This window comes from Enterococcus songbeiensis, from assembly GCF_005405265.1.
Classification (GTDB): Bacteria; Bacillota; Bacilli; order Lactobacillales; family Enterococcaceae; genus Enterococcus_C; species Enterococcus_C songbeiensis.
The window spans coordinates 16,295-34,568 of record NZ_BJDS01000015.1 but is presented as its reverse complement, the minus strand read 5'-3'; the positions used below and the strand labels follow the sequence as shown (position 1 = coordinate 34,568).

At 38.0% G+C, this 18,274-nt stretch carries 16 protein-coding genes; 3 read left to right on the top strand and 13 right to left on the bottom strand.

Translation table 11 applies throughout. The annotated features are described in order from the left end of the window. Positions 1 to 33: 33 nt before the first annotated feature. The 13 genes from FFM66_RS08160 to FFM66_RS08100 all read right to left on the bottom strand — a co-directional run bounded on the left by FFM66_RS08160 (position 34) and on the right by FFM66_RS08100 (position 15,806). Complete coding sequence (locus FFM66_RS08160) at positions 34 to 1,542, bottom strand: flavocytochrome c (RefSeq protein ID WP_048603506.1); 1,509 nt, start codon at positions 1,540 to 1,542, stop codon at positions 34 to 36. Between the two features lie 266 nt (positions 1,543 to 1,808). Beyond that, positions 1,809 to 3,206: a glycoside hydrolase family 1 protein gene (locus FFM66_RS08155; protein ID WP_137605577.1), complete on the bottom strand. Its 1,398-nt coding sequence runs from the start codon at positions 3,204 to 3,206 to the stop codon at positions 1,809 to 1,811. Positions 3,207 to 3,445: 239 nt separating this feature from the next. After that, complete coding sequence (locus tag FFM66_RS08150; RefSeq protein ID WP_137605576.1) at positions 3,446 to 4,414, bottom strand: LacI family DNA-binding transcriptional regulator; 969 nt, start codon at positions 4,412 to 4,414, stop codon at positions 3,446 to 3,448. Positions 4,415 to 4,545: 131 nt separating this feature from the next. Beyond that, positions 4,546 to 6,843, bottom strand: coding sequence for a glycoside hydrolase family 3 N-terminal domain-containing protein (locus FFM66_RS08145; RefSeq protein WP_137605575.1), 2,298 nt, complete (start codon positions 6,841 to 6,843; stop codon positions 4,546 to 4,548). Continuing rightward, on the bottom strand, positions 6,836 to 8,170 hold the full coding sequence (locus FFM66_RS08140; protein WP_137605574.1) for a PTS sugar transporter subunit IIC: 1,335 nt from the start codon (positions 8,168 to 8,170) through the stop codon (positions 6,836 to 6,838). Before FFM66_RS08140 ends, FFM66_RS08145 begins: the two co-directional genes overlap by 8 nt. Before the next feature lie 264 nt (positions 8,171 to 8,434). Next, complete coding sequence (locus FFM66_RS08135) at positions 8,435 to 9,106, bottom strand: HAD family hydrolase (protein WP_048603514.1); 672 nt, start codon at positions 9,104 to 9,106, stop codon at positions 8,435 to 8,437. Between the two features lie 160 nt (positions 9,107 to 9,266). Continuing rightward, positions 9,267 to 9,653 carry an OsmC family protein gene (locus FFM66_RS08130; RefSeq protein WP_171000826.1) on the bottom strand — a complete coding sequence of 129 codons (387 nt, stop codon included), beginning with the start codon at positions 9,651 to 9,653 and terminating at the stop codon, positions 9,267 to 9,269. Beyond that, positions 9,653 to 10,543, bottom strand: a complete 891-nt coding sequence (locus tag FFM66_RS08125; protein ID WP_137605573.1) for an ATP-binding cassette domain-containing protein — start codon at positions 10,541 to 10,543, stop codon at positions 9,653 to 9,655. Before FFM66_RS08125 ends, FFM66_RS08130 begins: the two co-directional genes overlap by 1 nt. After that, positions 10,536 to 11,420 (bottom strand): ABC transporter ATP-binding protein, encoded by an 885-nt coding sequence (locus FFM66_RS08120; protein ID WP_137605572.1) that lies wholly within the window; start codon positions 11,418 to 11,420, stop codon positions 10,536 to 10,538. Before FFM66_RS08120 ends, FFM66_RS08125 begins: the two co-directional genes overlap by 8 nt. Beyond that, on the bottom strand, positions 11,413 to 12,249 hold the full coding sequence (locus FFM66_RS08115; protein ID WP_137605571.1) for an ABC transporter permease: 837 nt from the start codon (positions 12,247 to 12,249) through the stop codon (positions 11,413 to 11,415). Before FFM66_RS08115 ends, FFM66_RS08120 begins: the two co-directional genes overlap by 8 nt. Before the next feature lie 3 nt (positions 12,250 to 12,252). After that, positions 12,253 to 13,212, bottom strand: a complete 960-nt coding sequence (locus tag FFM66_RS08110) for an ABC transporter permease (RefSeq protein WP_137605570.1) — start codon at positions 13,210 to 13,212, stop codon at positions 12,253 to 12,255. Positions 13,213 to 13,289: 77 nt separating this feature from the next. Beyond that, the gene (locus FFM66_RS08105) at positions 13,290 to 14,849 is read right to left on the bottom strand and encodes an ABC transporter substrate-binding protein (protein ID WP_137605569.1); all 1,560 of its coding nucleotides are present in this window, start codon (positions 14,847 to 14,849) and stop codon (positions 13,290 to 13,292) included. A 162-nt stretch (positions 14,850 to 15,011) separates the two neighbouring features. After that, positions 15,012 to 15,806: an SDR family oxidoreductase gene (locus FFM66_RS08100; RefSeq protein ID WP_137605568.1), complete on the bottom strand. Its 795-nt coding sequence runs from the start codon at positions 15,804 to 15,806 to the stop codon at positions 15,012 to 15,014. Between the two features lie 101 nt (positions 15,807 to 15,907). Between FFM66_RS08100 and FFM66_RS08095 the strand changes: the two genes are divergently transcribed. The 3 genes from FFM66_RS08095 to FFM66_RS08085 all read left to right on the top strand — a co-directional run bounded on the left by FFM66_RS08095 (position 15,908) and on the right by FFM66_RS08085 (position 17,798). Further along, positions 15,908 to 16,444 (top strand): TetR/AcrR family transcriptional regulator, encoded by a 537-nt coding sequence (locus FFM66_RS08095; protein ID WP_048603522.1) that lies wholly within the window; start codon positions 15,908 to 15,910, stop codon positions 16,442 to 16,444. A 29-nt stretch (positions 16,445 to 16,473) separates the two neighbouring features. After that, positions 16,474 to 16,776: a hypothetical protein gene (locus tag FFM66_RS08090; RefSeq protein ID WP_048603523.1), complete on the top strand. Its 303-nt coding sequence runs from the start codon at positions 16,474 to 16,476 to the stop codon at positions 16,774 to 16,776. 314 nt (positions 16,777 to 17,090) lie between these two features. Beyond that, on the top strand, positions 17,091 to 17,798 hold the full coding sequence (locus FFM66_RS08085; protein WP_137605567.1) for an SDR family NAD(P)-dependent oxidoreductase: 708 nt from the start codon (positions 17,091 to 17,093) through the stop codon (positions 17,796 to 17,798). Positions 17,799 to 18,274: the final 476 nt, after the last annotated feature.

The window sequence follows — 18,274 nt, the reverse complement described above, 5'->3', positions numbered from 1 at the left end:
TGATATAAACAAGTTATTCGACTAGCGACTCTTTTATTTTACAAAATCAGCCGCTTGGATTCCTGCTTGTCGGCCAAAAATAATAATTTCAGCTACAGAGTTTCCACCGATTCTGTTTTGTCCATGAAGGCCACCCGTTACTTCACCAGCAGCGAACAATCCTGGGATTGTTTCTCCATCTTTTTTCAATACTTCAGTTTTACTGTTGATTTTTACGCCACCCATTGTGTAATGGATTCCTGGTGCTATTTTAATTGCGTAAAATGGTCCTGTACTCAAATCATGATCCATCGCAGTTGTCCGATTAAAAGTGGTATCTTTTTTATCCGCAACGGCTTTGTTCCATGTATCAACGGTTTTTACTAAATCGTCCCCAGAAAATTTAAGTTTTTCACTTAATTCAGCAACTGTTTTTCCTTCAACAACGTATCCTTGCTTGTCATAAAACTCGATAGCTGTTGCCCGATCACGAACACCTTGATCAAAAACCAAGTAAGCTGCTTTAGCAGGTAACTTATTGATTGCTGCGGTAACATTGTCCCGGGTATCCAACTCATTTACAAAGCGATTTCCGTTCTCATCAACAAGAATGGCGCCTTCTCCACGAACAGCTTCTCCAATCAGTACGCCTTTGTCTTGTTGCACTGTAGGATGGACTTGGATTTGATCCATATCAACAGTATAGCCGCCAACGGATTCAATCATTTTGATTCCGTCTCCGGTGCTTCCTTCTTGATTGGTGGTTACGATTCCTTTTAAATCAGGTCGAACTTCTTCAATCATTTCAGCGCTGGCACCAAAACCACCAGTTGCTACAATAACTGCTTTTCCTGAGATTTCTTTCTCAGCTTGTCCCTTCACACTAACTTTCACACCTGTAACTTGGTCGTCTTCTTTGATCAATTCTTTTACATCGCTATTAACAAATACCGGAATCTCTCTTTTTTGAACATTTTCCGATAATCCTTTAACCAAATATTCACCGACTGCAGAACCATCTTCAGGACGATGGGTACGTTTTGTGCTCATACCGCCAGTAATTGTCAAGTTATTTAAACGGATATCTAATGAATCCAACCAATCGATAGCATCCGCAGAATGATCCACGAAATAACGTAACAATTCTTTATCATTTGTATCATGACCGCCTTTTAGCGTTTCTTCATAAAACGCATCGTTGCTGTCAGTGATTCCTTGTTCTTTTTGGAATTTTGTTTCTGACGCATTCATTCCAGAAGAAGCTTTATTTGTATTTCCTCCAACAACCGGCATTTTTTCAAAGATAACCGGATTTAAACCAGCATCTTTTGCTTCGATTGCTGCAGACATCCCTGCTCCACCGGAACCCACGATGATAATATCATATTCATCTTTCATTTCTTTCGGATCTGTATAGGCTTGGGCTGATGCTCCTGAAGCAACCTCCGCAGATTCGCTTGAGCTATTGGCTGAAGTATCTCCTTTGCCATTATCTGCAGAACACCCAGCAGCTAGAAATAATGCACTAGCTAATAAACCAAAAATTTTTGACGCTTTTTTCATTTTCTGACTCCCTCTTTTCTATTTTGAATGTACAGATTTAGTTTTCTGAAACATTCATGTAAATTGACCTTGAACATTTTCTCACATGAAGATTCAACTTTCAATGATTGTGAGAATTAATTCATTGATATTTTTTGAAACTTTAAATTGTATGGAAGAAAATAAATAAACATCGAAGCTGGTGGAAAACTTAGCTTCGATGCTCGTAGGTAGTACTGTCCACTTAATTCGGTAAAGTTATAAATTTTCAAGAAATCTCTTTTGTTTTAAATAGTCTTTCTATCAAACCCATTCTTGGTTATGGTATCAGCCAACCAAAAACTGGATTTCTTTGGTGTTCGTTTAAAATCTTCTTTCAAGTTTACACGGTAAAAACCGTAGCGATTTTTGTAAGCATTTAACCAGCTCCAACAATCAGAAAATGTCCACAAATGGTAACCAAAACAAGGGGATCCTTCCTCAATTGCACGATGGAGTTCCACCAAGTGATCCTCAATGAACTCAATGCGGTAGTCATCTTCAATGATTCCATCTAAATTTTCAAATCGTTCTTCTTCAGAAACACCCATGCCATTTTCAGAGATATACCAGGGAACATTCTCATAGCTATTCTTTAAACGCATGGCAATATCGTAAATACCGCGAGGATAGATTTCCCAGCCTCGATGAGGATTAATACGTTTTTCCGGCCAATCATAGTTTTGGAACAAATCGTGAGGACCTTTAATTGGCACATTTCTTCTATTCATGGGCACTGCCTGTACCCGCATTGGTTGATAATAGTTGCAGCCCAAAAAATCGACTGTATTTTTCAAAAAGGTTCCTTTATCCTCTGGTCTAGTTGTAGGATACAAATCCGCCTCTTTCAGCATATTGACAAATTCATCAGAGAAAGCGCCTTTAATAGCACAATCAAGGAAGCTACGGACATAGATGTGATCTGCCCACTTCGCTGCCTCTAGATCCTCCGGTGTATTACTCTTTGGATAAACCGGCGATAAATTTAAGATGATGGAAATTTGACCATCACCGTGCTTAGATTTTCTATAAGCCTCTACTGCCTTCGCATGAGCTAACATGGTGTGATAACCAACTTGCAATGCCCGTTTAAAATCATGAACTCTTGGCCAATGCGCATCACCATAATAGCCGCACTCAATGTGTACCAAAGGTTCATTAAAAGTCGCCCACTTTTTCACAATATCACCGAACTGGTCAAAAGCAACGCTTGCATAGTGAGCAAAGTATTCTACAGATTCCCGTACCTCCCAACCGCCTTTTTCCATCAACCACCACGGCATATCAAAATGAAACAAATTGATAATTGGTTCAACACCGTTATCTACTAATTCTTGAAAATATGCTCGATAAAAATCGACCGCCTTCGGATTTAATGTTTTACCATCTGGCAACAAACGAGTCCATGCAATAGAAGTTCGATACGAGTTCAAATTCATTGCCTTCATATTTGCTACTTCTTCTTTGTACATCTCATAGACATTAGAGGTATTTTCTGGCCCTACTTGATCATAAAAAAGTTCTGGTTCCAGTTCAAACCACTTGTCCCAAGTAGAAGAACTTTTTCCGTCTTTTGTCGCTGCCCCCTCAGATTGTGGCGCACTGGTTGCAGCCCCCCATAAAAATCCCTTTGGAAATTGATACATATGTGTTCCTCCTATTAAATGACCTTATTGTTTTCAGAATGGCCCCTGCTCCATTCTCGTTGTTCCCCATGAATAGAGGCATTTTAAAATACTGAACGCTTATTTCTCCAATAAGCGTTCAGTATTATTACATATCTTAACCATTTTTCACTATGCCTGTATTCTTTTACCTAACTAAAAAAATACCACTTCTACTTTCAAAAACTATTCAAAAAATTCCAGCCTTTTAGCAAAGGAATTTATATTCCGAATATTTCATTTTTTACTAATAAATTTTGAGTGCTAGGTAAAGTTGCATCATTCATGCGTGTCAACATTCTTTCCGAACAAAGTTGACCTATCATTTTTGTTGGTGCCTTGATTACAATTCGATCCTTTAGAAATTCTGCCATCTCACTAGTATAATCATAATGTGCTAAAATTAGTCCCTCTTTTCGAGGATCATCCGTATGTTGTAAAAACTCCAACACGCCCATTGCCATATTATAGTTGGTTACCACAAGAGCGGTAATATCTTGCTTCAATAATTTTGCAGCACCATGGTAGCCACTTAAACGGGAATAATCTCCAAATTCTACAATTAATTTTGTTTCAGGATGTCTTGCTACGGCACTTTCAGCTCCTGCTAAGCGTTCTCTAGCCACAAAATCATTTTGTGGGGCTGCTAAAATTCCAATACGGTGATGACCATTCGTTATAAAATGTTCGACAACCGTTGATACACTCTCAAAGTCGGCAACCTGCACTCGATCAACACCCTCTAGTTGAACTGGACTGTTAATAGTCAGTACTGGAATTGGAAGTTCAGCTAGTCGCTCCATACCGTCCCACTCTTGCTCCGACATAAAAACAATCAGACCATCCACAGAATGACGCATCAAATAGTCAATCTTCTTATTCACCATTGACATATCACCCTTAAATCCACTTAAAAGAATAGAATATCCATTAGCTTCCATAACTTCTTCGATTGCGCTCACTGTTTCTGCACCAAATTGACTGGAGATGCTGTTCATCAATAGACCGACCGAATAACTGCGATTATTTTTCAATCCTTTAGCAATAATATTTTCTTTATAATCCAGCTGTTCAATAGCTGTCGCAATTTTTTGCATATTAGCTTCTTTTAACTGCTGACCATTTAAATAGCGAGACACACTTCCAATTGACACTCCAGCCATTCTCGCCACTTCTCGGATAGATGACATGCTTCCACTTCCTCTCCAATAATCTAGTAATAAAATAGTCTTTTTGAAACATAAGTAGCTAATAAAGACCTGATTAACTTAATATTTGTAGAAAGATAGATCTTATATGATGATTAATCCAAAAAAAGACGCTACTTAGTGAAAAAAATTTCTTTCGTTAAATTACCAATCAAAACACGACACCCTTCGGCTACCTTCACAGTTTGATCAAAATCTGTATAGGTCAACTGAGTAGTTGGTAAATCAAACCTGATTCTCCGACTCTCTCCAGGTTCTAAATTTACTTTCACAAAATCTTTTAACAGCTTGTGTCGTTGAATCACAGATCCACCTAACAAACGGACAAAAAATAGTACACTTTCTTTCCCAGCGCAAATGCCATTATTTTTTACAGTTATATTCACTGTTATTTTGTCAGAATTTTTACTAATTTGCAAGTCATCGTAGAGAAACTCTGTATAGGAAAGTCCATAACCAAACTCATGAAGCGGTGCCCCAGATTCATCATAATAATCATCTTTTTTAGAAGCTGCTCGTTGATAATAGTAAACTGGCAATTGCTCAGAATTACGCGGATAGCTTATACTCAAACGCCCACTCGGATTATTTAATCCGGATAATGTTCTTGCGATAGCTGCTCCGCCTTGTTGACCGGGGAACCACCCAATTAAAACAGCATTCGATGCCGCTTCAACTTTACGAATATCATATGGACGACCTTGAATCAAAATGCTCACTACTGGCTTATTTAACCTGTGAATCTGTTCCAACAAATTCAACTGATGTCCGCCCAACGTGAGTGATGCCACATCAACATTCTCTCCGGAGTCCATATTGATTCCCTTTGAAGAAACAGCGCCATTTTTTAAAAATTCCATATTAAAATTACGTGCACTGGATCCACCTAGTACCAATATGATTACATCTGCATCTTGACAAGCTGTTATTGCTGCCGTAATTTTCTGTTCTTGATTTTCCGAATTTCGGACCTCACAGCCTTCCGCATAGACAACTTCTGACTGGGGAAAATGAGTCTTAACTTGATGATAGATGGAACGATCAGCTAAAGAATCGGCTTGAGGAGCTGTATAATCACCAAGCAACTCATACAATCCGTTCCCACTCGGGCCAACTACCGCTATTTTATTAAGTTTTTGTTTCAGCGGTAAAATCCCATCATTTTTTATCAATGTCAAAGATTCTTCTGCCACTTGTAAGTTCATTTTCTGAGATTCTACCAATAACTTTTCGAATTTTCCCCCTGGGGCTTTCACAACAGGATTATCAAAAAGGCCTAGTAAAAATTTGATCCCTAAAACATTGGCACAAGCAGCATCTAAATCAGCTTCTGCTATGATATTTTTTTCTATGCCTTCTGCAATTTGCAGATAAGTTTGGTCCCATAAACTTAAATCAATGCCAGCCTCTAAAGCAGCTTTCGCTCCTTCAATTGCTGTACGAAACACGTCTTCCAATCGATCAAGTGCAACGCCGTCAGCCATGACTAAGCCTTGATATCCCATTTCTTTTCGCATCACTTTTTGAAATAGTTCCCCATTGATGTGACATGGTACTCCGTCAATATCATTGTATGCCGCCATAACACCGACCGCATTACGTGTACTTTTCAAAAGTGGTAAGTAGATATCATTAAACTCACGACCTCCAATTGTGACTGTTCCAGAGTTATGTCCACCGAGCGCTTCCCCTTGCGCTATACAATGTTTCAAAACAACCCCAATTTGTTCTGGCTTTTTTTGAATCTCAGCTATTGTTTGGTCTAAATAAGAGACACTGTCACTGATTAAGTTTCCCTGAAAACCAGAAACAACAGCTTCACTCATCTTTGCTGCTAAAATAGGATCTTCTCCAAAACATTCTTCCGACCGTCCCCAACGAGGATCTTTAGCTAAGTCTAAAGTAGAAACTAGAGCCAAATGAACTCCTTTAGCTGCAAGTTCCTTTGCCATTAAGTGACTTGAATTTTCTACTAGCTCTGCGTTAAAAGTATTCCCTCTACCCAAATTTGTTGGATAGGATACTCCGCCAAGTCCTTGATGTCCATGCGGGCATTCCTCTACAATCAATGCCGGAATCTGCCAACGTGATTGACTCATCACATATTTTTGCACTTGATTAACAAGTTTCCAACTATCTTCCGGGGCAATTCCACTATCAAAACTAACTTTAGACCAAGGATCAGCCCGAAACAACCCATAAAGTGCGCCAATTCCGCCTCCCCATTTAACATGGTTTTTGAATTTATCTGTCAACACCACCGACCCGTCTGCCTGTTTTTCATAACATTCCCAACCATACAGATGTTGGTTCACTTGACCGACTTTTTCTTTTAAAGATAGTCGACTCATAAGATCCTCAACCCGTTCTCTGATAACTAGATCAGGATTTTGATAAGGATATTTAACCAATCAACTCGTCTCCTCTCATTTGTGCAGCTTTGTTAGAAGCCATAACAAATGGCATAAACAAGAATATATCTAATACTATTAATAGCACAGTCAAGATGCCAGCCATGATATCCCCTCCAGTAGCAATCACAGATTGAATAATTGGCGGTGTAATCCATGGGGCTGCTGCAACCGTTTTTCCTACCAGACCAATGCTCGTTGCAAAATAAGCAATAATCAAATTGATGGAAGGAATTAGTGCGCAAGGAATCATGAAAATTGGATTCATAACAACAGGCAAACCGAACATTACAGGCTCTGTGATATTGAAAAGGCAAGTAGTTAATCCCAGTTTGGCAATTTGTCGTTCATCACGGCGACGAGATACCCACAAAATTGCGATGACTAATGGTAAAATACAACCTCCACCGCCAATCAGTCCAAAAGCATTTGCAAATGGTTCTGTAATGATGTTTGGAATTGCTTCATGATTTTGAAAAGCAGTCATATTTTCTTCGATAGATTGTAGCATCGGTGCTTGTTTAATTGGCGCTAAAATACTTGATCCGTGCATTCCAAATACCCACAAGAAATCGGAAAAGAATTGTAAAAACAGCATTCCTGGTACCGAGAGGACAAATCCTCTTAATGGCGTTTGGATTGCCAAATTAATTAAGTCTGGTACATTCAAACCTGTCAGCTTTTTTAGAATAAAAACAAAAACACCAAAAACTAAAATAACCAAAACTTCAGGAACTAGCGAATTAAAGGATGTTGCAACTGCTGGTGGTACCCCATCCGGCATTTTAATTTTTAATTTTTTATATTTTGCTAAGTGGACAAATAATTCCGTACTCAATAGAGCACAAATCATCGCGGTAGCTAAACCTGAACTAGAAGTAAGTGCTTGAGGAAAAACACCAGTGGCATCAGCTGTGTTACCATCAAGTAAAGTAACCACTGTATTGACAGGCATTAAGATGAACATTGTTGCCAAACTCAAAACGCCAGCATGAACGGCACTAAAAGATGGATCATCGATTACCTTTGTCTTAATATAATAATTAGCCAAATTTACTCCGATATTGTAACAAACAATAATTGCCAAAATACTCATCGTTCCATTATTTACAATGACAGCCAACTCTGATAAAAAACTTAAGTCCACAAATTTTTGGACTGCAACATTTGAAAAAATCAAAGCGTTTAATAAAACCATAAATGATGCAGCCATAACTAGTGGCATAGTAATAATAAATGCATCACGAATTGCCAGCAAATGCCGTTGACCATTGATTTTTGACACAATTGGCAATAATTTCTCAGATACCTTATCTACAAATTTCATAAGAATTCTCCTTTTTTTTCTTTTTTTGAACCGGTTCAAAAGTATAATAGCAAACGATTACAAAAAATACAATAGATTTTGCAAATAAAAATGAACCGGTTCATTTTTATTATTACAATCTAACACTTCCCGTAGAAACCTTTCCACAAACTTTATACTTCCTCACACCTATGTATCCAAGAAATTCCAGGCACTTTCTTTAACCTGAAATTTCTTGGATACAACCTGTTTTAACTGATAAATGGCTTAACATTCCCCATTATTCTAAAACAACCCCATTGGAAAACCATCAAAATTCTCGATCAACGCATCGATTCTCAAGTTTTCTTTCTGAAAAAGAAGACGATTTTTTCCGCTTGGATCGATGGCAATAATTTTTCCGATTTTTGCCCGATCTGCGGCAAGGATTCCTGAAACTGCATCCTCAATCACCACACAGGTTTCTGGCAAAAGATCAATTTTTTCTGCTGCTTTTAAAAAGATATCTGGTTCTGGTTTTCCTTCAAAAGTACCATCATCATAAACAACATTCTCTAAATCAAACCACTTGGCTAGATCAAATGTTTCAAAATAAAAAAGTAGGTTTTCTCTTCCAGTTGCGGTAGCAATCGTTCTAGGAATGTTCTTCTCTTTAAACATATCAAGAACAGCTTCTAGCCCACTAGTTAGCACAAGTTGTGTGGAATCTTGCAGGCACAATTCACGATAGTACTGTTCCTTTTCATCCGATAATTTTTGAATCTCTGCATTCGTCAATTCGGCTGAAATAAAGTATCGTAAAATTTGATCGTTTGTGTGTCCATGGATATTTAACAATATTTCTTGCTCAGAAATTTTATTCGTAGAGTATTGCTGAATCATTTCGATCCAAGCCTTTTCGTGTAAATGAGAATCTTGAAACATGGTCCCATTAAAATCAAAAATAATTCCTTTCATTTTACACCTCAGAAATTTTCCTATGAATTTTCAAGTTAATTATACCCTTTTTCTAAAGGTATTTCCCAACTTTTACTATAAACGGAGGAAAAAGAATATACTAGAAAAAGCCATTGCAAGAATCACAATCGCTTTTTCTCCACTAAAATCTTATTTATTTTTAAACAAAAACAACTGTCTCAACAATTTTAATTGATGGGTCCAACGATTGAATAACTGGGCAGTAACGAGAAACCAGCCGAGTGCCCCGTTCGGCCCGTCCTTTGTATTCTTCATCGACCGTCACCTTAAACTGGATGGCGATTTCTTTAAGAGGATGACTTTGCTTTGTTTCATCACGACTATAACTAATGTCCACGCCATGAAAGACATACGGAACCTTAGAATTTTTCAATACGTCTTGATACACGTATGCTCCACAAGCCCCTGCTGCTGCAACAAGGCTCTGCACAGGAGAATACCCATATTTACGGAGCAACACCCAATTTTCTTCTTCTCGGGGAAGCTCCATGCCATGTTCTCCCTGAATCAAATGAATCTCTTCCATCATAAAATCTCCTTTGCATAAAAATGACCTTCTGAAACTTCTGTCCATTGGGTTTTTTTCTCATCAAATCGATAGTCCTCAACCATTTCCGAAAAATTTTTCCGTGCTTTTTTTGGATCAGGTTCTGGAATAGCCCGTAATAATTTCTTGGTATAAGCATGTTGTGGATTGATAAACAATTCTTCTGCCGGTCCGACTTCAAGAATTTTTCCCTGATACATTACTACGATTCGATCAGAAATATACCGTACCATTGATAAATCGTGAGAGATGAATAAATAAGTCAATGAAAACTTCTTTTGTAATTGAACAAGTAAATTGATAATTTGCGCTTGAATCGACACGTCCAGTGCGGAAATTGGCTCATCACACAAAATAAACTCCGGGTTTGTCGCTACTGCTCTGGCAATCCCGATACGTTGGCGTTGCCCACCACTAAATGCAAAAGGTAATTTATTTGCATCCTCCTCTGTAAATCCGACTAACGCTAACACTTCCATCGCTCTTTTTTTCGCTTCTGCTGAAGAAAATTGCAATTCTAACGGTTCCATTACTAACTGTAAGGCAGTTAAATTTGGATTTAACGAGGAGTAAGGATCTTGATAAATAATTTGCATATCCTTTTGCGCTTTTTGTCGTTGATTTTTATTTGCCTGAGTTAAATTTACTCCTTTAAAGTAAATATCGCCACTAGTTAGGGTTTCTAGTTGCAAAATACTACGGCCTAAGGTTGTCTTGCCGCTCCCTGATTCACCTACTAAACCAACCGTTTCTCCTTGATAAATGGTTAAATCTGCTTGATTGATTGCATGAATCGGTAGAGAGTTTTTTAAAAGACTCTTTTTCACGAAGATTTTATTTGCTTTTTCTATCCGAATAAGTTCATTCATTGTTTTCACCTTCTAACCAGACATGATGTGTTTCTGAAAGCTCATGCTTCACTAAATTATCCGCAATAATGAGCTTCTCAGCTTGCAGACTATATAAGCTTTCACCTTTTCGGCCAATCGTTGAGGCTTTTAAAAGTTTTTTCGTATATTCATGCTGTGGGTTGTAAAAAATTTCTTCTGTAGTTCCTTCTTCAACGATTTTCCCTTGATACATCACCTTGATGAATTCACTCATTCCAGCAACAACACCAAAATCATGGGTTACGAGCACCACGGATAGATTTGTTTCTTGTTGCAATTTGCGAATCAAATAGAGAATTTGCGCTTGGATGGTCACATCTAATGCCGTTGTTGGTTCATCTGCAATCAGAAACTGAGGTTGTGCCAAAAATGCCATGGCAATCATGACTCGTTGCCGCATACCACCGGAGAGTTCGTGAGGATACTGTTTCAACCGTTTTTCTGGAAAAGGAATCCCAACATTTTGAAGCTCCGTAATCGCTAGAGCTTTCGCTTTCGCCCCCTTCACTTTCTGAAAACGAGCAATAACTTCTGTCAAATGGTAGCCAATCGTTCGTAATGGATTTAAAGCCGTCATAGGATCTTGGAAAATCATTGCGATCGGCAAATGGTCCCCAAATTCAACAGGAGTACCTGCAAACTCAAATAAATCCGCATGAGTTTTTAAATAGTCTGGTAAAAGACTCATTGCTGCTTTCATTGAAATACTCTTGCCACTGCCGGACTCTCCAACAATTCCCACGATTTTCCCTTTTGGAATATCTAAATCTATGTGGCGAATCAACTGTTTTTTAGGATGATGTTTCTTTTCATAATCAACGGTTAAATTTTTCAGTTTAAGAATTGATTCAGTCATTTTTTTCATCCTCCCGTAACAATATCACGCGTAAAAAGTCACCCAACCGGTTAAATGAAAAAACCGTAAATGCGACAAAAATTCCCGGCAGAATTGCCATATAAGGCGCCCGTTGTAACGAACTTTGGGCATTTTGTAAAAGGCTGCCCCATGAGGCACTAGGTTGTTGGATTCCCAGACCTAGAAAGCTCAAAGCTGATTCTGTCATAATTGCTCCTGAAATACTCATTGTTGCAGCCACAATCATAGTTGGTAGAATTTGTGGTAGGATATGTTTCAAAATAAGATGAACTCTCTTTTCACCAATAAATTGAGCATACTCCACATATTCTCTTTCTTTGGCAGACATTGTTTCCGCTCGCAATAAACGAGCGATGCTCATCCATGAAAATCCACCAATAACGATGACTAAAGTGGAAAGTCCTGGTTTCAAGAAGACACTCAAGACAATCACTAAGACCATCCAGGGAATTGCGGAAAGTACATCTACAATCCGCATCAAAATATTATCTAGCCATCCGCCGACAAAACCCGCAACAATTCCAATAATTGTACCAATCAAAACGGAGGTGATCATCGCTAACATTCCGACTAACAATGAAATTCTGCCACCATAAACGACACGAATGAAATAATCTCGCCCAACTTCATCCGTTCCAAAAATATGTTGCAGACTTGGTGCTTGAGACGTAGCGCTGACATCTGTCAGTTTGGGATCGATAGGAATCAAAGGGGCAGCCAGTGATAAAATCACCAACACACTTAGAAAAATAAGAGGAAAATAATAAACAGGATGTACAGCCAATGTTTCTTTTATTCGCTTAATCATTCCTTATTTTCCTCCCTTCTGCCGTATACGCGGATCGACAACAGAATATAAAATATCTGACAATAAATTCCCAACGATCACAAGTGTTGCAGATAACAGCATTACTGCCATGATGATTGGATAATCCAACCCTTTTGTGGCAGTCATCAAATAAGGACCTACACCTGGCCAATCGAAAATCGTTTCTGTAATAATCGCTCCCGTCACTAACATAGGAAGCGCCAACCCGATTTGAGTCACAATGGGAATCAAGATATTTCGACTAATGTGTCGCGTAAAAATTTCCCATTTACTGGCCTGAAAAGCTTGTTGAACAGTGACATAATCTTGAGAGAGCTGCTGCATCGTTGAAGAGCGAATGTAGCGGGTTAACTCTGGGAAAAAAGCGATCGTCAAGGTAATATATGGCAACCAAAAATGAGCAAAAAAGTCGGAAATTGACCCTTCCTGTCCAACGGTATGCATCCCTAAAATCGGAAAAAGATTTAATTTATAACCAAAAAGATAAATCATAATCATCGCAAACCAAAATGTTGGAATTGCAATACCAAAAGAAGCAACACCATCAATAAAGTGATCTAAAAATTTCCCCTTATTCGCACCGGCTAACAAGCCAAGAACAACTGCCAAAAGCAATGCAGTCAAATAGGCAGGTAATACAAGACGAATCGTATTTGGGATTCGAGCAGCTAACTCTGTACCGATACTTTGTTGACTTACTAACGAATACCCAAAATTACCATGAAAAATTTGGGTCAGCCAGTGCCAGTATTGGACAAGAAACGGTTGGTCCAATCCATACCTCTCTCTTAAAATCGCAATCGTTTCTTGAGACATATTTGGGGTAGTAATCGAATCAATCACATCGTATGGCGCCAAATGAATCAATGAAAAAACAAGAAATGAAATGACAAACAATAGCGGAATAGCAATGAATAAACGTTTAATTATGTACCGTAACAAAAACAGCTCCTCCTCTTTAATCAATAAAACCAGGCTAGATCCCTTTGTGGTTTCTAGCACTGGCAGTAAAAATCACTTTATTTTAATGTTAATTTACTCATATCTTCCAAAGTATAGATTGGAATCAAACCGGCTTCTTTTATGTTTTGAACACGGCTATTTACTGCTAAGACCTTTTTATTATCAACAATTGGATAAATTACTGCATCATCAGCAATCTGTTGTTGCAATTTCACATAAATTTCTTTTCGTTTAGTGTCATCCATCTCAACAGAGCCTTGTCGGAAAAGTTCATCCGTTGCATCGCTCTTATATTGGAAGTAATTTGCAGAACCGGTAGAAGCGAAAAGATACGAATACAAATCAGGATCATTTCCCATGATATAACCATTCATAAACAAGTCATATTTCTTAGAACCTGGTTTTTTCAACTCTGCTCCATATGCCGCACTATCCCCACCTGCAAGTTCTACGGTGATACCAACTTTTTCAAGTTGTTGTTGAATCAACGTTGCCTGAACAGTTTGTGCCGGATCTGAGGATGAAAATGCCAAATTGATTGTTAAATCACTAACTCCTGCTTCTTTTAGCAATTCCTTCGACTTATCGACATCCGTTTTATAATCGTTCACATCTGTTGTAGCATAAGGATTATTTGGAGGTAAAATCGATTGAACATTTTGATAATACTTTTCATCCAGATACGCTGCTTTGTTTAAATCATCCCGATTCAAAGCATATTGAATGGCTTGACGTACCTTTACATCTTTTAGATTATCAGAATTTGTATTAAAGCCTAAATACCCTACCCGATTTTCACTGTATTCGTAAACATCTGTTGTATCGGTATCTAAATCTTCAATATCATTAGGTAAAATAAAGGAAGCATCCACCTCACCCTTTTGTAAGGCAACCTTTGTAGTATCTGCACTAGTGATGATTCGTAACGTAATATTTTTGATTTCTGGTGTACCACCATAATAGTTTTCGTTTGCAACAAATTGTAGATACTGACCTGTTTTATATTCTTTTAGTACATAAGGACCAGTTCCAACTGGTTTAGCCGCTAACGTGCTTGCTGCAAAATCTTTTTCATCTTTAAAAATATGCTCTGGAATAATGTACGTTTCCGTAGCAATATTATTTAATGCAGCTGCGCTCACAGAAGGTAAGTCAAACTCAACGGTCGTATCATCAATTTTTTTTACACTAATCGGCTTTCCATCCACCCAAAGGGAATCAGCATTTCCATTTTCTTTCTTCACTTTTTGTGAATAAGTAAAGACCACGTCATCAGCCGTAAACGCCTCTCCGTCTGACCATTTAATGTCTTTCTTCAATTTAACGGTGATTGATTTCCCATCAGCTGCAGGTTCAATTGCTTCGGCTAATTCTAATTTTTGTGTGCCGTCTCCTTCGATTCGCGCTAGTGGAGAATAAATCATATTTGTTGCCGTCAGTCCCCAGCGGTCACTGACATTGATTGGATTCATCGACGAAGGATCCCCATTAATCGCATAGGTGAAGGTATCATTCGACTCTTTTGGAGTACTTGATTCAGAACTTTTGCCATTTCCACAGGCAGCCAACACCACTCCTGCCATAGCAATCAACACCCCAGTAAATATCTTTTTCATTCTTTCAGCACTCCCTCTTCATTTCCTGTGTTCCATTTACGGACAACTTGAAGTATAAGCCAAGTGACGTCCCATCTTCAAATAAAATTCCCTTAGTTATGGGAACATATATCACGATAGTTTTAACTTATCACGAGTAAATCAAAAAGGATGAACGATTTTTTATCTGGATGTTTTTTCACTACCAAATATTGTCGCCATTGTCGTTTGTGTCGCACGTACTTTCATCTTTACTGATCCCAACTTACCTAACAGATTTAAAAATTTGCTAGGACCGGGATTGATTATTTTTTTATTCTTTTCTATCCCTTTTAAAACAACACGGACAAAGTCTTCAAGCTTCATGTTCATTGGATTCTTATCACCAGTTTCATGCATCATTGGTTCAAGATTCGTTTCAGAAATCAACGGTGGTGCAACTTGAAGAATGTGCAAATTATCGTAACCAAAATAATCAGCTTGTCCCCGAATCGCTTCAGTCAATCCATTTACTCCTGCTTTACTAGCCGAGTACAACGGATGTGCCGGACTTGCGACATAAGATAATCCAGAACTAATATTAATCAGCATCGCCTCTTTTTTCTTAGCTAAGAGTGGCAAAAAGAGCTTAGCTATATTGATAGTACCAACAAGATTCGTTTCAATTTCGTTTGTTAAAAGCGAGTGACTGTCAAAAAAATTCATGGATTGCATGATTCCTGCCGAATTGATAACCATATTTAGTTGTGGATGGTGTTTGCTGATTACTTTTTGCAGTTTTTTTACACTTTCAAAATCAGCGACATCCGCTGCGTAACCAAAAAGTCCCTGGTTTTCTGACACCAGCGTATCGATTACTTCTTTGCGACGTGAAGTTATAATTACCGTATTTCCCCGTTCTAGAAAAGCTTTTGCAAGTCCGAATCCCAAGCCGGAAGTTCCACCCGTAATCAGAATTGTATTACCAGTTTGTTTCATTTTATTTCCTCACTTACATTTATTTGATTTTGTAACTTGAGGAAATAATAAAGCAATAGATTACATTTGTCAATTTTTGTAACTTCTGTTAAAATCAATCCATGAAAAACTTATCGAAAGAACTCATTTTAATAACCGCCTCCGAATTAGTCGAAGCAACTCACAGCGATAAAATTTCCTTGATTGATGTTGGAAAAGCTCTCGGTGTCAGTCACGCTGCCCTATACAAATATTTTCCAAATAAAAAAGCGCTTTGGACGGCACTGGCCTTAAGATGGTTAGACAAACAGTTGGAAGCACTCTTTCCCTTTGATACCTCTGGATATGCTGAGGTATCTGCGATTGCTCATGATTGGCTTTGGACACTTGCATCTGGAAAATATCGTGCAAAATTCGATGATCCTAAAATGTTTGCTATCTATACGACTTACATCGATCATGATAAGTCGGCTTATTCACAACACATTCAAAAACTGGGGCACAGTTTCATGGATGCTACCGGACTCGATGAAACTTTGACAACTGGTATCTTATTGTCCTTTATGTTCTTTTCAGCACCTGCCTACGCCGACCGCTGGGATAATCAGTTTCAAACAGAATTCGAAACTGTATGGACTATCGTAAAAAATGTTTTTTAAAACTAAATCAAACTCAAGGAGCGAATCATATGATTAAAGTCGTTTTCACCTATCGAACGAAAAAGAAAGATTTATCTAAACTTATGGAAAAATTTGTCGAATCAGGAAATAATCCAAAATTTCATTCTCCGGTCACCAACAAAAAAATTGAAATGTTCCAACGCTTCGAAGGCGAAGATGCAATCGTTGTCTTAGACATTTATTATGATTCACTAGCAGACTACCAAGAACGAACTACTTTTGAAAGAAGCTTACCGGAATGGAATGCAATTTGGTTTTCAGATAGTATCGAGCACGAAGAAGTTAGTGTCGAAGTTTTTGACGTTTTATAAATAGCAGTCCAGCCAAACGTTTGGTAGCGGGGCAACGTTTGGCTTTTTTTCGCTTTATTCCCTTGCATTTTTTGTCCGTGATTCACAGAAACTAATCGATTGTTCCCAAATTTCTAGTGGCAAGAAAAATAACAAGTGCTATAATTTGTTTATTCCTCACTAAATCCAGATGAAAAAAATCCTTCATCGACGGATATGAAGGCATTGGTACAGTCATCACAAAGGGAGAATAATCCCACACTTATTTGGAGTCGGGAGAAGTATTGGAAAAGTTTTATTACAGTCTTAAGAATCAAAACTCCGGAGGAAAAACAATGAAAAAAATAATTATTACCGGTGCTGCCGGTGGAATCGGACAAGCACTTATAGCACGTTGTCTACAAGAAGGATATCATGTGATTGCAATCGACAAAGAGCACGAAAAATTAACCGCCCTCAGTAGCCACCCTCACTTAACAACTACCTGTATTGATGTGACAAATTATCAAGCAGTAGCACATTTTTTTGAGGGAATCGCTGATCAGCCGCTTTATGGATTGGTCAATAATGCCGGTGTGTACAACGCATTTAGCCTATTAGATTATGATGAAGCTGCAATCGATCGCATTTTAGAAATAAACATTAAAGGTGCCACGGTTTTTTCTAAATTTTTCATTCAACATCTTATACAACAAGAGGCTCATGGAAAAATTATCAACATTTCTTCTATTTCTGGGCAAGAAGGTAGCTCTGACGCATTGTACGGCTTATCAAAAGCAGCTCTATTGGGTCTAACAAAGAGTTTGGCTTTACGCTTTTCGCCACAAATTTTGGTAAATGCTATTGCTCCGACAATGGTTGATACAGATATGATGGCAATTATTCCAGATTGGCGAAAAAAAGAATACCAACAACATCATTTGATCAAAGAACCCGTTTTACCAAAAGATGTCGCTGATACGGCAAACTTCTTGCTTTCAGAGGAAAGCGCTCATTATACCGGAGCCACTTTCGATCTAAATAATGGTGGATATTTGAGGTAACAAATGAAAGTATGTTTGAATAATGAATACATTCTTACCTTATTCTAGATAAAAAAATGAGTGGGAATAATTGCAGGAGAGCAGAAACCCGTGAAAGCAAAGGGCTTCTCGCTCTTTTTTTCCTATTGCACTTTTTGTTTCTTGTGCATAAAACAACCCGTTTTGTCAGTCTCTACCTTGAGGAGAATCCTTTTACATTCGGTTAGTTCATGCCGATAGGATTAGCTTTTTAATTAATACACAAAAATAATAGAAAATAGATCATGTTTACGTGCAGTCTATTCTGAAAAAACTTTTGTACCAGGCAAGCATAATAGTAGTTTTCTCATCAGTTATTCTACTTCCATTTTTTAATCACATATAAGATTATCGGTAGAATACTACAGATAATGAAGAACCCTATCAAAGTTATTGCCGCATTTATAATCCTTCTGGTTGTGATATACCTGAGTTTGTTTCTATAAATAATGAGAACG

What these genes read in the sequence shown, in the direction of transcription:
- FFM66_RS08160 (WP_048603506.1), bottom strand. Translation starts at nt 1,542, where the DNA reads ATGAAAAAAGCGTCAAAAATTTTTGGTTTATTAGCTAGTGCATTATTT.
- FFM66_RS08155 (WP_137605577.1), bottom strand. Translation starts at nt 3,206, where the DNA reads ATGTATCAATTTCCAAAGGGATTTTTATGGGGGGCTGCAACCAGTGCG.
- FFM66_RS08150 (WP_137605576.1), bottom strand. Translation starts at nt 4,414, where the DNA reads ATGTCATCTATCCGAGAAGTGGCGAGAATGGCTGGAGTGTCAATTGGA.
- FFM66_RS08140 (WP_137605574.1), bottom strand. Translation starts at nt 8,170, where the DNA reads ATGAAATTTGTAGATAAGGTATCTGAGAAATTATTGCCAATTGTGTCA.
- FFM66_RS08135 (WP_048603514.1), bottom strand. Translation starts at nt 9,106, where the DNA reads ATGAAAGGAATTATTTTTGATTTTAATGGGACCATGTTTCAAGATTCT.
- FFM66_RS08130 (WP_171000826.1), bottom strand. Translation starts at nt 9,653, where the DNA reads ATGGAAGAGATTCATTTGATTCAGGGAGAACATGGCATGGAGCTTCCC.
- FFM66_RS08125 (WP_137605573.1), bottom strand. Translation starts at nt 10,543, where the DNA reads ATGAATGAACTTATTCGGATAGAAAAAGCAAATAAAATCTTCGTGAAA.
- FFM66_RS08120 (WP_137605572.1), bottom strand. Translation starts at nt 11,420, where the DNA reads ATGACTGAATCAATTCTTAAACTGAAAAATTTAACCGTTGATTATGAA.
- FFM66_RS08115 (WP_137605571.1), bottom strand. Translation starts at nt 12,249, where the DNA reads ATGATTAAGCGAATAAAAGAAACATTGGCTGTACATCCTGTTTATTAT.
- FFM66_RS08105 (WP_137605569.1), bottom strand. Translation starts at nt 14,849, where the DNA reads ATGAAAAAGATATTTACTGGGGTGTTGATTGCTATGGCAGGAGTGGTG.
- FFM66_RS08100 (WP_137605568.1), bottom strand. Translation starts at nt 15,806, where the DNA reads ATGAAACAAACTGGTAATACAATTCTGATTACGGGTGGAACTTCCGGC.
- FFM66_RS08095 (WP_048603522.1), top strand. Translation starts at nt 15,908, where the DNA reads ATGAAAAACTTATCGAAAGAACTCATTTTAATAACCGCCTCCGAATTA.
- FFM66_RS08090 (WP_048603523.1), top strand. Translation starts at nt 16,474, where the DNA reads ATGATTAAAGTCGTTTTCACCTATCGAACGAAAAAGAAAGATTTATCT.
- FFM66_RS08085 (WP_137605567.1), top strand. Translation starts at nt 17,091, where the DNA reads ATGAAAAAAATAATTATTACCGGTGCTGCCGGTGGAATCGGACAAGCA.